The sequence below is a fragment of the Hymenobacter sp. BT559 genome (assembly GCF_016427535.1).
GTDB lineage: Bacteria > Bacteroidota > Bacteroidia > Cytophagales > Hymenobacteraceae > Hymenobacter.
Genome location: NZ_JAELXV010000006.1, coordinates 273,259 through 286,563 on the forward strand (window position 1 = coordinate 273,259; position 13,305 = coordinate 286,563).

Genomic DNA, 13,305 nt, shown 5'->3' on the forward strand with positions numbered 1-13,305 from the left:
AAGGAAGGCGGAGAAGTGTAGCGGTAGCTGCCGGCTAGGGTCTCCAATCGGCGGCTACATATAATTATAAGTACCAAGGGCAGGGCAACCCCGGCGCTAACCAGCGGCGCCGTGGCCCTAAAAGTAGTAGGAACATACCCATATTAGGTTTCAAAGATTATTTAGTCAATTACCTCGACTTCACCGCTGCGTCCGTCGAGGTGCACGAGCTGCCCGCTGCGTAGGCGCTGCGTAAGGCCGGGCACGTTGATAATGGTAGGAATGCCAAGCTCGCGCAGCAAAATGACCGAGTGCGACAGCGCCGAGCCCCGCTCGATAAGCACCGCCCGGCACCCCGGAAACAGCGCCGCCCAGCCGGGGTCGGTGCGCAGGGCGGCCACCACGCGGCCCCGCACAGCCCCCAGGTCGGCCTGCGCGGGGTCGGTGATGACAACTACCTCGCCGCTCACTTGGCCAGGGTAGCAGCCGGTGCCGCGCAAATTGCCCTCGGCAGGTGCGATAGTGGGCGCAGCCGGGCGGCTAGGCACCACCAGCCGGCCCGGCGGCGCTGGGGCTGCCCGGTAGCTAGCAAACTCGGCTTGGCGGGCCGCTGCCAGCGCGGCCCACTGCGGCCCGCCGGCCTGGGCGGCAGTAGCCAGCTCGGCTTCGGTTAGCCAAAAGACATCGAGCGGCGCGGCTAGGGTGCCTGCAGTGGCCAGGCGCTGCCCTAGGGCCCGGTAGGCGGCCCGGTACATGCCAAACAGGCGGGTGCGCTCGAGGCGCAGGGCTTCGCGGCGGGCCACAGCCTGGCGCAACGTGGCCAGGCTGGCGCGCACCCGCCGGGCTTGCCACCAGCCCCGGCCCTTGAGCCGCATCATGAGCTCGGCGGCCGCCTGGGCGGGCAGCCCTCCTGCCGCCATAGTGGGCGCTGCTGACGGCGCCAAGTATGCCACTAGGTACTGATAGAAAAGCGCCTCGCTGGTGCGCATGGTTTCGGTTTCGAGCTTGAGCTCGCCCATGGTGCGGTCGCCGTAGCAGGCCACGTAGTGCTGCACCCGTTGGTGAAAAGCCGGGGCCAGCCGCGCTACCTGGGCAGGCAATTCGGAGCTGGGCTGCTCAAGCAAGGGCAGCAGCTCCGGAAACTCTTGCCGGGCCAGCGCGCCCAGTTCGCGCAGGGCCAGGGCGGGCAGCAGGCTGGCCAGGGGCTCGGCCTCCGCACCGGATTCGGCCGGGCTGCCAGCCAGGTAGCGGCTCAAAAACTCTTCAGGGTCGGCCACGCCCAGCCGCGACAGGTGGCGGGTGGCCGCGCCGTGAGCCATCATCACCCGAAAGTCATTGATGATGGGCGTGGTCCAGCGCGTAAGCAAAGCTTGATTGAGGTGCTCGATTTCGCGTAGCAGGTCGGCCGCGCCCAAGGCTGCCAGCGGCAGCTGGTAGAAGCGTTGGTACTCGGCCTCGAAGCGCACCTGGAATGCTCGCACCCGTTGTGGTAGGCGTGCAAACTCGCCCAGCAGGCGCCCTAGGGTCAGCGTTAGGCGGGGCAGCAGGGCTAGGCGCTGGCGTAGCGTTTTGCGCTGGTCATGCACAAAATCGACGGGCTCGAGCACACCCATCATGCGCTCCATATCGGCCTTGCTCTGGCGAAAGTTGGGTAGCAGCAGCAGGCCCCGGTACCAGTTATTTAAGTTATAGTAAATCCGCCCTTGCTGCAAGGCCAAGAGGTTGGTGATAACCGGCTCGTGGGCCGCCACTGTGGCGGCGGGCAAGCCCAGTGCATGCATGGTTTGGCGGTACACGGTAGCGTAGGCACGCTGCGCAAAGCTGAAGGTGAGCGGCGTCGTCACGCCGCAATAGCTTTCTTGGATATTGGCGTTGTCGTACACCACCACTTCGGGCACGGGCTGGGTGATTGGACGGGCCTGCACCAGCCAGAGCCGACCGGCCTGGTCTTGCGCAAACTCGATATCCTGCGGGCCACCTAGGGCCGCTTCGAGGCGCTGACCGAGGCGGTAGAGTTCGGCCAAGGTTGCGGGGGTGAGTAGCGCGGCTGGCGTGGCCCCCACCCCCAGCCCCTCCCCTCCGGGAGAGGGGTGCCGACCGCAAGAAAATGTTTGAGTCGTCTGGCTCCCCTCTCCCGGAGGGGAGGGGCTGGGGGTGGGGTCAGCGTCCACCTGCGCCACTAGCTGCCCATCCGCTTTACCCAAGTAATACTCCTCTGGCACCAGCTGCCCATTTACCAGCCCTTCGCCCAGGCCGGCTACGGCGTGGATGGCCATTTCCTGTGGGTATTCGGGGAAGGTGGTGAAGAGCACGCCCGCCGCCCGCGCCGCCACTTGGCGCTGCACCACCACGGCTGGGCGGGCGGCTAAGGGCAGCCCGCGCTGGCGGCGGTAGTCCAGGGACCGGTCGGAGTAGGCGCTAGCGGCTACCCGTGCCACGGCCGCCAGCAGCGCCGGCCAGGTGCTTACGTGCAGTACGCTGTCCATGAGGCCCGGAAAAGCGGCCGCAGCCCCATCTTCATCGGCCACCGACGAGCGCACAGCTACCGGTTGCTCATCGCCAAAGCCCCAATCGGCTAGCAGTGCCCTCAGCGCGGCTTGGGTAGCGGCTGGCACTTCGAAGCTACCTAGGCGCGCCCGGCGCTCGGCTAAGCCGGCCGCAGTGGTGGGCAAGCCTGCTAGCACTGGCTCGAACAAGGCAGTAGGCAGTACCGCAAACTCGGGTACGGGCACGCCCAACGCCCGCAGGCGCAGTAAGCCGGCGCCCTTGCCTCCTAGGTACGCAGCAGCCGCGGCCAACGGCCGCGTGCCGGGCACAAACAATTCATTATCTACCAAAGCCATACGCTTCGGCCAGTACGGCCAGGTAAGAGGTGAGCATAACAAGCGACACTACTTTTTCGGCCTGGCGCAGGCGCGCCTCCCGGGGGTGGCGGGCCGCCGTGCTGTAGAGCGCCAGCCCCGAGGCCAGCAGCAGCCAAAGCACAGCGTAGGCCCCCCAGCGGGCGTGTAGCCCGTGCAGCAGCAAGGCCTGCACGGCGCCCCCGGCCAGCACCACCACCACCGTGAGCGACAGCGCCGGCCCGTAGCCCAGGGCTTGTGAATACGAATCGACGCCCGCCCGCTCGGCGGCCGGGGCGTGCAGCTTGCGCGCCAACTCGAAGCTGAAGCCGCCCAATAGGCTCAGTAGCAAGAGCAGCGGTAGGTACTCGCCGCCTAGGGCCGGCCGCGGCGCATAGGCCGAGAATAGCCACAGCACCACCAGCGGCATAATAAGCATGTGCGACAGGGCATAGACTACCAGTCGCTTGCGCAGCCAGGCACCCACCCCAAACTCAGCTCGCATCAGCAAGCTGTAGCCGAGGGCCACGGCCCACACCAGCAGGGTAGCCCTTCCCTGCCCGGCCGACCAGCCCAGCTCTAGCAGGGCGCCGGCCCAGGCCAGGCGGCGCAGTTGAGGCAGCGTCACGCGTCCGGTTTGCAGCACGCGCTGCGGGTGGGTAAGGGCGTCCTGGGCAAAGTCCTTTTCCTCATCGAACACCCGCAGGCGGAAGAAAAACGACACGGTGGCCAGCGCCCCCAGGGCCGCCCAGGCCAGCCCGCTAGCGGGTACGGGCGGGTGCTGGTAGGCGGCACCCGCCCAGGTTGCCACGCCCCGCACGGTGTAAAACAGCACGACAAACAGCCCTATGTTGACGGGGGCGAACCGCTCTTGCAGATAGGCCCCTAGGTTGCGAAACTTCATGGGCCGAAGTAACGGCGTGCCTCCACGGCAAAAACGGCAATTTGCGCTTTAGTGGGAGTTTACTTTTCGCTTAACTCAAACTATTACGCTCTCACTTACACCAATATACCTAAGAAGCAATTAGACTTTAGTGCTGCTCTCCACGCGGGTACTACTCCACCCCAAACCACGCTACCACCTACTTAAAATCTGGCAGGCGCACCAGGGCCAGGTAGTCGCTGAGGCCGCTGGGCTGCTCAAATACATGGATGAAGAGAATGGCTTCTTCGCCCACGCTGCGCCACACCTCGGCGTAGAAGTTTTCGACCGCATACAGGCTTAGGCGGAAGCTGTCTTCGGTGCGCTCGGCCAGAGCGTGGCCGTGCTGGGTTAGGTGCTCGGCTTGGCGGCGTTGGTGCAATGCTTTGAAAGTGGCGCAGGTCATGGGTTACCGAAGTTACGACAGCGCGCGAAAACCTCGGGGCTACCTTCGCGGCCATGAATTCTATGCGCTTTCCGCACCCGCTGGTGCTGCTTACTACTTTTATTTTGCTCGCCGCGGCGCTCAGCTACGTGCTGCCCGCCGGCGAGTTTGTGCGCCGCCTCGACCCTGCCACCCAGCGCCAGGTGGTGGTGCCGGGTTCCTACCACCGAGTGCCCCCTACCCCCGTTTCGCCCCTCAACATGCTGGTGAGTCTACCTAGGGGCCTGGTCGATGCGGGCTCAGTAGTGTTCCTGATTTTTCTGGCCGGCGGGGCCTTCACGGTAGTCGACCAAACAGGGGCTTTGCGCTACGGCGTCGATAGCCTGCTGCACCGCGCCCAGGGTCGCGAGGCGGGGCTGATTCCGCTGGTATCGCTGCTCTTCGCCATCATGGGCGCGCTAGAGAATATGGGCGAGGAAATCATCGCCCTGGTGCCCGTGCTGCTGGTGCTGATGCGGCGGCTCGGCTACCCCAGTATTGTGGCGGTGGCGGCCAGCCTGGGGGCGTCCGTGGTGGGCGCAGCCTTCAGCCCGCTCAATCCCTTTCAGGTGGTCATTGCCCAGAAGCTGGCGCAGCTGCCGCCGTTTTCGGGCTGGGCCTACCGAGTAGTGTTCCTGGTTATCGCACTAGGTATCTGGATAGTGGGCACCATGCGCTACGCCCACCGCCACCGCGTGGCGCCCGATACCACCTCCTCCACTGCTACCGAGGAGGCCACCACGCACCGCGGGCAGCCGGGGCTAGTGCTGCTGCTCCTACTGGTGGCATTCAGCGTGTTTGGCTACGGCGTGGTTAGTCTAGGCTGGGACTTCGACCAGATGTCGGCACTATTTTTTGTGCTGGGCGTAGGTGCTGGTTTGGTAGGTGGCCTAGGCCTCACGGGCACCGCCGAAGGCTTTGTGGCGGGCTTCCGCGACGTGGCTTTTTCGGGTATTCTTATAGGGTTTGCGCGGGCCATTTTTGTGGTGCTCGAGCAGGGCCACGTGGTCGATACCATTGTGCAGGGGCTGGCCGCGCCGCTGGCCCACCTGCCGGTGGCGCTGGCGGCCCTAGGTATGCTGGTAGTGCACACGGCGCTGCACTTGCCAGTGCCCAGCGTGAGCGGGCAGGCCGTACTCACAATGCCGCTGCTAGTGCCCCTCTCCGACCTCATCGGGTTATCGCGCCAGGTCACAGTGCTAGCCTACCAATACGCCGCCGGCCTCGGCGACCTCGTGACGCCCACCAACGGCGGCCTCATGGCCATGCTCGCCGCCTGCGGCGTGCGCTACGACCAGTGGCTGCGCTTTGCGGGCAAGCTCTATGGGCTGCTGCTGGCCCTAGGCGCCGTGGCCGTGGTACTGGGTATAGCGCTCCACATTTAATTATTAATGGTTAGTTGTTAATGTTCGGTCATTAGCAACTAACCATTAATTGTCAATCATCCACTTTGCGCAGGGCTTCGCCGTCGAACACTTGTGGTAGTTTGCGCTTGCGCTCCACAATCTGGAAAGTGGCGCGGTCCAGGCTTTCGCTCCAGAAAATATCTGATACTAGCCCACGGTGCGCGGGGCGGCCGGCTGCGGGCTTTACTTCTTCCACCAAGTCGCCGAAGCCGAAGGGCGGCTTGTTGTAGATTTCTTTAAACAGCTCGCCGCGCACCAGGAATTGCTGCTCGTCGTAGCGTAGCGTTATCCACTCGCTGTCATCGTCGAGGTCGCTCACTTTCTCAAACACCTTGCCCACGGGGTGCAGCCACTCGAAAGAGCGGCGGTTGGCGGGGTGCAAGTAACTATAGCCGTAGTCGGGTGACCAGGCATACAAACCAAAAACAATGGGACGCGGACGGGGCATAACTCGCAACTAAAAAATCGAGAACTTAGGGAGTAGGTCAAACCCCAAAACCGTGGTTCCGGTTGCCTACGGCCTCAAAAATGCGCCACTGGCCCCGCCCAAAGCAGCGCGTGGGCTTACGGCTGTGGCTACTGTTTTAGCATACCTAGGCCCCAACCGCCACCGTGCGGCGCCCCACTGCACACGCTAGTAGCTACCAAGCCAACTACTGCTGAGATTTGCCAATTATATCCTAACAAGATTAGTTTGCGTATAAGGTGGACTTTAACTGGCCGCGCCAGGTGGCCCCATAGGGGGGCCAGCGGTGCGGCTTTTTTTTATGTCTACTCCTACCTTGTCTGAGCCTGCTCCTTCTCGGGCGTCTATTGCTTCCAAAACGACGAAAGCTGCTCCATCCAAAGCTAAAAATACCCCCGCCCCTACCAGTCAAGCCCCCGTGCGCGATGGCTTCGGGGCCTTACCCCACGCCCAGGGCACTACGTTTCGGGTGTGGGCGCCGGCCGCCACCGCCGTATCGGTAGTAGGCACCTTCAACGACTGGGACAAAAACGCTAACCCGCTGCAAGCCGAAGCTGACGGAAACTGGGCCATTGACCTGCTTGGCGTAAAAGCTGGCGACGGCTACAAGTTTGTGCTGCAAACTCCGGCTGGCGAGTTTACCCGCAATGACCCCTACGCCCGCGCCGTCACCAACTCGGCGGGCTACTCGCTGGTGTTCGACCCCAACGATTTTGACTGGGAAGACGATAACTTCCAGATGCCTGCCTGGAACGACCTCGTTATCTACGAGCTGCACGTGGGCACTTTCAATGTAAAAGAGCAGGGCCACCCCGGCACGTTCCTCGATATTATCGAGCGCCTAGGGTACCTGCAAAGCCTCGGCATCAACTGCATCGAGGTGATGCCGGCCACCGAGTTTCCGGGGGCCTACTCGTGGGGCTACAACCCCTCGAATCCTTTTGCTTTGGAAAGCGACTATGGCGGAGCGGAGGCTTTCCGCAAGTTCGTGAAGGCGGCCCACCAGCACGGTATTGCCGTGATTCTGGACGTAGTGTACAACCACTTTGGGCCCGGCGACCTCGACCTGTGGCAGTTTGATGGCTGGCAGGAAAACGATGGCGGCGGCATCTATTTCTACAACGATTGGCGCGCCGAAACGCCCTGGGGCCACAACCGCCCCGACTACGGCCGCCCCGAGGTGCGCCGCTACATCCGAGACAATGCCCTGATGTGGCTCGAAGACTACCACTGCGACGGCCTGCGCATGGATGCCATTGCCTTCATCCGCAACGTGCACGGCGAGGAAGACCCCGGCGCCGACCTGCCCGATGGCTGGAGCCTGATGCGCTGGGTAAATGAGGAAATCAAGAGCCGCCAGCCCTGGAAAATTACCATCGCCGAAGACCTACGCTCGAACCCCGCCATCACGGCCGGCACCGAGCAGGGCGGCGAGGGCTTTTCGGCCCAGTGGTCGGCCTCGTTTATCTACCCAGTGCACCAAGCACTGACCACGATGGAGGACCGCGACCGCGACATGCACGCCATCAGCCGCGCCATTTGCACCCACTACAATGGTGATGCGTTTCAGCGCGTTATCTACACCGAAAGCCACGACGAGGTAGCCAACGGCAAGAGCCGCTTGCCCGAAGAAATCGGGGGTGGCGACGTCGAGAATTTCTTTGCCAAGAAGCGCATGGTGCTCGGTGCGGCCCTCACGCTCACGGCGCCCGGCATCCCGATGCTCTTCCAGGGCCAAGAGTTCTTAGCGCCCGGCTCGTTCAACGATACCGAGCCGCTCGACTGGACTTGGGCCGAAGCGCACGGCGGTCTCACGCAGCTCTACCGCGACCTCATCGCACTGCGGCGCGACCTGCGCGGCGTCACGCCCGGCCTGCGCGGCCAAGGCTGCAACGTATTCCACGTCAACAACGACGACAAAGTCGTGGCCTTCGCCCGCTGGGCCGACAGCCCCGAGAATGCCACAGTGGTCATGGTCAACTTCGCCAACCAGGCCCGCCAGGGCTACACCATTGGCCTGCCCGCCAGTGGCAGCTGGACGGTGCGCTTCAACTCCGACTGGCACGGCTACGACCAGGATTTCCAAGATTTCCCGTGCTACGGCACCAACACCGAAGACGGCGAGTACGACGGCTTTGCCCAGCACGGCAGCCTCGACCTAGGGCCCTATGGTGTGGTCGTGCTCTCGCGCGCCTAGGCCACCTAGGGCTTTATAAACCCAAAACGGGGACGATACTGACGCATTTGCATCAGTATCGTCCCCGTTTTTTAATATCTGTCATGCTGAGCTTGCGAAGCATCTTCTCACGTCGGAAACACTAATCCTAACGTGAGAAGATGCTTCGCAAGCTCAGCATGACAGTCGTTTTTAGAACATATTAGGTGTCAAACAGCGTCTACGCTACCCTAGGTTACACTGGGGCTTGGTCGTAGCGCTCGGTGGTGGGCAGCGGCCAGCCGCCTTCGAATACAAACTCGGTGAGGGGCTTGCGGGTGCGGGGCGCCAGTTCGCGCTCGCGCAGGCTGTCGGGCACAGCGTCGGCCGGGGCGGGGTAGCCCACCGTGAACACGGCTACGAGGTCATAGTCGGCCGGAATGTTGAAGGCCGTGCGTAGGGCGTCCTGCGAGAAGCCCGCCATTTGGTGAATTTGCAAGCCCAGCTCGACAGCCTGAATGGCGAGCGTGGCCGTGGCCTGGCCTACATCGTGCTTGGCCCAGGCATTGGGGTTACTGTCGTGCGAGAACGTTTTTTTGGCGAGGCTCGCTACCAGCACGGGCGCTTCTTTGGCCCACACCTGGTTGAATTCGCCCATCGAATGCAAGATTTTATCAAACGCCTCGGGATGCTTTTCCTTGTTGCCGACCAGGTAGCGCCAGGGCTGCTCGCCAAAGCACGAGGCCGCTGAGCCAGCGGCAGTAAATAGCTGTTCCAGTGCCTCGGCGGCTACGGGCTGGCTGGTATAGGCACGGGGGCTGCGGCGCTGCGTGAGCTGCGGCAGAATGGGATGCTCAGGCGTGAGAACGTTGGTGGTATCGGACATGACGGACGAAAAAAAGTGAGGTCGGGGGCATAACAGGCAAGCGCGGGGTAGATGTTTTGGCAACCTCTGAGCGGCAGCCTAGGTAAAGAAATTTATTGCTTACTTGCCCGCGCGCTTCGCCGGGCGGCTTACCTTTCGCCCGGCTTTCTTCGCCTATCCCACCCGCTTATGCAGCCCCAGCCCCACGCCCCTGACGCGCTATTCCCCAACTCTCTCCTGATTGAAGTCGCCTGGGAGGTCTGCAACCAGGTGGGCGGTATCTACACCGTTATTCGCTCCAAAGTACCTGCTACGGTGCCTGCCTGGGGCGACCGCTACTGCTTGCTAGGCCCCTATTTTCCGCAGCAGGCGCAAGGCGAGTTTGAGAGCTACAGCGACGAGCAGCTCGCTAACATGAACGACCCCTACGCCCGGGCCGTCCGCGAGCTGCATCACCAGGGCTATGATATCTGCCTGGGGGTATGGCTTATAACCGGCCGCCCTAGGGCCGTGCTTATCAATCCGTTTCAGAACTATCACCGCCTAGGCGAGCTGAAAGCTGACCTCTGGCGCGACCACCAGGTACCCACGCCCGACAACGACGACCTGCTGCACCAAGTAGTGGCTTTCGGCGACCTAGCGCGGGTGTTTGTGGAAGAAGTAGCCCGCCAAACGGTGGGCCAGTACCAGGTCATCGGCCACTTCCACGAGTGGATGACGGGCGTGGCCATTCCCGAATTGCGCCGGCGCCAGGCGCCAGTGCACCTCGTGTTTACGACGCACGCCACACTGCTGGGCCGCTACCTGGCCATGAACGACCCCAACTTCTACGACCACCTCATGCTCGTGGATTGGCGCTCGCAGGCGCGGCACTTCAACATCGAGCCGGCCGTGAGCATGGAGCGCGCCGCTGCTCACGGCAGCCACGTTTTCACCACCGTGAGCGAGCTGACGGTGCGCGAGTGCATCTACCTACTAGACCGGATACCCGACGCGGTGCTGCCCAATGGCCTGAACATCGAGCGCTTTGTGGCGCTGCACGAGTTTCAGAACCTGCACAAGCTCTACAAGGACAAGATTCATGAGTTTGTGATGGCGCACTTCTTCCAGAGCTACGCCTTCGACCTCGACCAAACGATTTACCTCTTCACCTCGGGCCGCTACGAGTACCACAACAAAGGCTTTGACCTCACGCTAGAGGCGCTGGCCCGCCTCAACCACCGACTGCAGCAAAGCGGCTTGGAAGGGCAAGTGGTAATGTTCTTCATCACCAAGCGACCCTACACCAGCATCAACCCGCTGGTGCTACAAAGCCGGGCTCAGCTCGACGAGGTGCGCGAAACCTGCCGCGCTATCGAGGAGCAAGTGGGCGAGCGCCTCTTCTATGCCGCTGCCGCTAGCCAAGACCACCGCCTGCCCGACCTCGACGGCATGGTAGACGACTACTGGAAGCTGCGCTATCGCCGCGGCCTGCAAAGCTGGAAGACTTCGCAGCTGCCTTCAGTCATTACGCACAACCTAGTAAATGACCAGGACGACGATATCCTGAACTTTGTGCGGCGCGCCAATCTGGTGAATAACAAGCACGACCGGGTTAAAATCGTGTACCACCCCGACTTCGTGAGCACCACCTCGCCCCTCTTCGGCATGGACTACGGGCAGTTTGTGCGGGGCTGCCACATGGGCGTGTTTCCGAGCTACTACGAGCCCTGGGGCTACACCCCGCTCGAGTGCGTAGCCCGCGGCGTGCCCGCTATCACCAGCGACCTCTCGGGCTTTGGCGACTACGTGCAGAAAAACGTGACGGAGCACGAAGACAAAGGCATTTTTGTGGTGCGCCGCCAAGAGCGCAGCTTCGACCAAGCCGCCGAGGAACTCACCGAAATGCTCTGGAACTTCGTGCTCCTTAACCGCCGCGAGCGCATCAGCCAGCGCAACCGCGTCGAAAGCTCGGCCGATATTTTCGACTGGAAAAACCTGCGCGTGTACTACGACCGGGCCTATGCCCTGGCGCTAGAGCGGCAGTAGCCTAGGCGCCAGCGCTTATGCCTCTGTCCCTCAAAGACCGGCTCCGCTTCGGCTACAGTTCTCTCGACCTGTGGATGGGCATGCTACTACTGCTGTCGAGTGCTTTCATGGTAGACGAAGCAGATTGGCTTACGCTCTATTTTCACTTCGCTCCCGTAGCAACTGCTCCGGGCCGGATTGCCACTGTCTATCCAACCAGCTTTGCGGACGATAACACACCTATTAAGGGCTTTACATACCGCTACCAAGTGGCGGGCTTAGAGTGGGCCGGAAACTCCTACAGTACCGACTCTGTAAAACGCCCTGGCATGGCAATCCCGGTAGAATACTGCATCAGCCGGCCGGCTATTTCACGCCTGCATGGCACTACCATTGCCCCGTTTGGGGCTACTGGTTTGTTGGTAGCAATGCTTTTTGGCATGGGTGGACTAGTAATTGTGCTTAAAAGCGTCGGCCGCACCCGGCGTCTGCTTGCCTTAGCAGCGGATGCTGCTTTGACACAGGCTATTCGTAAGTACGTCCTTAAGCAGACACCTAGCGACAGTGAAGATACAGTAGAATATAAACTGCACTACCAGTATTCTGCTAGTCAACAACAGTACACGTTGCTGATAATAACTGCTAATCCAGGCCATTATCGCCTACAAGAAACTGTAGTTTACGAGCGTGCTACTCCTTCCAACGCCGCCTTGCTGAGCACGCTGCCAATGTTCATGCAAAGCAAGCTAGCGGAGCATGGCTAGAGCAGCTACTTCCGGCGCACGTCAAGCGAGACAAAACGCTACTATAGTCTGCTGGTTAGCAGCAGTAGCCTGCTTGCTAGCCAGCACAGCTTTGGCCAATGAGTTCTGGCTGCAACCCGCTAGCTTTCGGGTAGCTGTTGGTGCCCCAGTGCCAGTGCGGCTGCTGTTGGGCGAAAACTTGGTGGGCCAGCCGTGGCCCCGGCCGGGGCGGCGCACGCAGCGCTTTGTGCACCTAGGGCCCGCCGGCGCCGACTCTACTGACCTGCGCCCGGCGCTGCTATCCGATTCGGTAGCGCCGACGCTAACGTTTCGCACACCGGGCACGCATATCGTGGCGCTCACTAGCACGCTGGCTTTTAGTGAGCTGCCTGCCGACAAGTTCACGGCCTACCTGCGGGCCGAAGGTTTCGATAAGGCGCTGCTGTATCGCCAGCAGCAGGGCCAAACTACTTCGAAGACTGGCCGCGAGGCTTACCGCCGCTGTGCCAAGGCACTTGTGCTGGCCACAGCCAGTGCCCGGGCGCCCCGCAGCCCCGCCGACACTGCCTACCGCTGCTCCTTGAACTTGCCCTTGGAACTAGTGCCCGAGCAGAACCCTTATTACTTACTGCCGGGCGCTTCGCTTACACTACGCGTGCTGCGCCACGGCCAGCCCGTGCCCGGTGCCCTGGTGCGGGTCTGGTACGCTAGCCCTGCTATTTCTGCCAAGCGCGGGGCCGAGCCAGCCACCGAAATACGTTATTTTTCGACGCGCACCAACAATAACGGCCGAGCTTTGTTACGCCTACCCGGCAGCGGCCCTTACTTAGTGGCTGCCAAGTACCTAGAAGCCGCGCCAGCCACCGTGGCTGGCCAAGCTGACTGGCTGAGTACCTGGGCCACGCTTACCTTTGGCGGGCCTGGCGCTTCTACGGACGGGCCTACCAGCCTCTTCCGTAAATAGTTACTACTGAATATCTTAAAATTGACCGTTCGGCAATTTCCAATTTCTTCCTACCTTCGCCTTTCGCATCGCACTTTTTGCTCCCCCCGCCGTTTCTCTATGAAGTACTCCATTGATAAAAAAGAGAGCTACACCGTCATCACCATTGATGAAAAGAAGCTTGATACGACTGTAGCTCCCGACCTCAAGTCGGAGTTTGTGAAGCTGAACGCTGAAGGCACGAACAACCTGATTCTGGACCTGCAAAACGTAAAGTACACTGATTCGTCGGGACTTAGCAGCATTCTAATCGCCAACCGCCTTTGCAATTCTACGGGCGGCCTGCTGGTGCTCACCGGCCTGCAAGACCACGTGCTGAAGCTTATTACCATCAGCAAGCTCGAATCGGTACTGCACATCCTGCCCACCGTGGAAGAAGGCATCGACCGTATTTTCTTGCACTCCATCGAGCGCGACCTCACGGATAAAGAATAGCTTTTTTAAGCTGCTGCCCCTACGCAGCATATAGCTATTGGCTGTTAGCTGTTAGCTCCT

11 protein-coding genes are annotated in these 13,305 nt (G+C 61.6%); 6 read left to right on the forward strand and 5 right to left on the reverse strand.

The genetic code is table 11. The annotated features are described in order from the left end of the window. Nucleotides 1-161: 161 nt before the first annotated feature. The 3 genes from JAO77_RS19175 to JAO77_RS19185 all read right to left on the reverse strand — a co-directional run bounded on the left by JAO77_RS19175 (nucleotide 162) and on the right by JAO77_RS19185 (nucleotide 4,147). Nucleotides 162-2,822 carry a PEP/pyruvate-binding domain-containing protein gene (locus JAO77_RS19175; protein ID WP_198992049.1) on the reverse strand — a complete coding sequence of 887 codons (2,661 nt, stop codon included), beginning with the start codon at nucleotides 2,820-2,822 and terminating at the stop codon, nucleotides 162-164. Beyond that, nucleotides 2,806-3,723, reverse strand: a complete 918-nt coding sequence (locus JAO77_RS19180; protein ID WP_198992050.1) for a UbiA prenyltransferase family protein — start codon at nucleotides 3,721-3,723, stop codon at nucleotides 2,806-2,808. Before JAO77_RS19180 ends, JAO77_RS19175 begins: the two co-directional genes overlap by 17 nt. Nucleotides 3,724-3,901: 178 nt before the next feature. Beyond that, complete coding sequence (locus tag JAO77_RS19185; protein ID WP_198992051.1) at nucleotides 3,902-4,147, reverse strand: hypothetical protein; 246 nt, start codon at nucleotides 4,145-4,147, stop codon at nucleotides 3,902-3,904. A gap of 53 nt (nucleotides 4,148-4,200) precedes the next feature. On the opposite strand from JAO77_RS19185, the gene JAO77_RS19190 reads away from it, so the two are divergent. Then, entirely contained in the window at nucleotides 4,201-5,550 is a 1,350-nt protein-coding gene (locus JAO77_RS19190) for a YfcC family protein (RefSeq protein WP_198992052.1), read from the forward strand. Between the two features lie 52 nt (nucleotides 5,551-5,602). Here the strand turns inward: JAO77_RS19190 and JAO77_RS19195 are convergent, their stop codons facing one another. Next, a complete protein-coding gene (locus tag JAO77_RS19195) occupies nucleotides 5,603-6,019 on the reverse strand; it encodes a DUF6960 family protein (protein ID WP_198992053.1) in 417 nt (138 codons plus the stop codon). 319 nt (nucleotides 6,020-6,338) lie between these two features. Between JAO77_RS19195 and JAO77_RS19200 the strand changes: the two genes are divergently transcribed. Continuing rightward, nucleotides 6,339-8,234, forward strand: coding sequence for an alpha-amylase family glycosyl hydrolase (locus tag JAO77_RS19200; RefSeq protein ID WP_198992054.1), 1,896 nt, complete (start codon nucleotides 6,339-6,341; stop codon nucleotides 8,232-8,234). A 214-nt stretch (nucleotides 8,235-8,448) separates the two neighbouring features. Here the strand turns inward: JAO77_RS19200 and JAO77_RS19205 are convergent, their stop codons facing one another. Next, nucleotides 8,449-9,078: a nitroreductase family protein gene (locus JAO77_RS19205; protein WP_198992055.1), complete on the reverse strand. Its 630-nt coding sequence runs from the start codon at nucleotides 9,076-9,078 to the stop codon at nucleotides 8,449-8,451. Between the two features lie 168 nt (nucleotides 9,079-9,246). Between JAO77_RS19205 and JAO77_RS19210 the strand changes: the two genes are divergently transcribed. From JAO77_RS19210 to JAO77_RS19225, 4 genes are all read left to right on the forward strand, one after another. Further along, nucleotides 9,247-11,085 (forward strand): glycosyltransferase, encoded by a 1,839-nt coding sequence (locus JAO77_RS19210; protein ID WP_198992056.1) that lies wholly within the window; start codon nucleotides 9,247-9,249, stop codon nucleotides 11,083-11,085. A 17-nt stretch (nucleotides 11,086-11,102) separates the two neighbouring features. After that, nucleotides 11,103-11,828 carry a hypothetical protein gene (locus JAO77_RS19215; protein ID WP_198992057.1) on the forward strand — a complete coding sequence of 242 codons (726 nt, stop codon included), beginning with the start codon at nucleotides 11,103-11,105 and terminating at the stop codon, nucleotides 11,826-11,828. Nucleotides 11,829-11,919: 91 nt separating this feature from the next. Continuing rightward, nucleotides 11,920-12,771 (forward strand): DUF4198 domain-containing protein, encoded by an 852-nt coding sequence (locus tag JAO77_RS19220; RefSeq protein ID WP_198992058.1) that lies wholly within the window; start codon nucleotides 11,920-11,922, stop codon nucleotides 12,769-12,771. A gap of 99 nt (nucleotides 12,772-12,870) precedes the next feature. After that, entirely contained in the window at nucleotides 12,871-13,245 is a 375-nt protein-coding gene (locus tag JAO77_RS19225; protein WP_144845077.1) for an STAS domain-containing protein, read from the forward strand. The last annotated feature ends 60 nt before the right edge of the window (nucleotides 13,246-13,305 follow it).

Excerpts from the sequence above, each read along its gene's own strand:
- JAO77_RS19175 (WP_198992049.1), bottom strand. The coding sequence starts at position 2,822 with ATGGCTTTGGTAGATAATGAATTGTTTGTGCCCGGCACGCGGCCGTTG.
- JAO77_RS19180 (WP_198992050.1), bottom strand. The coding sequence starts at position 3,723 with ATGAAGTTTCGCAACCTAGGGGCCTATCTGCAAGAGCGGTTCGCCCCC.
- JAO77_RS19185 (WP_198992051.1), bottom strand. The coding sequence starts at position 4,147 with ATGACCTGCGCCACTTTCAAAGCATTGCACCAACGCCGCCAAGCCGAG.
- JAO77_RS19190 (WP_198992052.1), top strand. The coding sequence starts at position 4,201 with ATGAATTCTATGCGCTTTCCGCACCCGCTGGTGCTGCTTACTACTTTT.
- JAO77_RS19195 (WP_198992053.1), bottom strand. The coding sequence starts at position 6,019 with ATGCCCCGTCCGCGTCCCATTGTTTTTGGTTTGTATGCCTGGTCACCC.
- JAO77_RS19200 (WP_198992054.1), top strand. The coding sequence starts at position 6,339 with ATGTCTACTCCTACCTTGTCTGAGCCTGCTCCTTCTCGGGCGTCTATT.
- JAO77_RS19205 (WP_198992055.1), bottom strand. The coding sequence starts at position 9,078 with ATGTCCGATACCACCAACGTTCTCACGCCTGAGCATCCCATTCTGCCG.
- JAO77_RS19210 (WP_198992056.1), top strand. The coding sequence starts at position 9,247 with ATGCAGCCCCAGCCCCACGCCCCTGACGCGCTATTCCCCAACTCTCTC.
- JAO77_RS19215 (WP_198992057.1), top strand. The coding sequence starts at position 11,103 with ATGCCTCTGTCCCTCAAAGACCGGCTCCGCTTCGGCTACAGTTCTCTC.
- JAO77_RS19225 (WP_144845077.1), top strand. The coding sequence starts at position 12,871 with ATGAAGTACTCCATTGATAAAAAAGAGAGCTACACCGTCATCACCATT.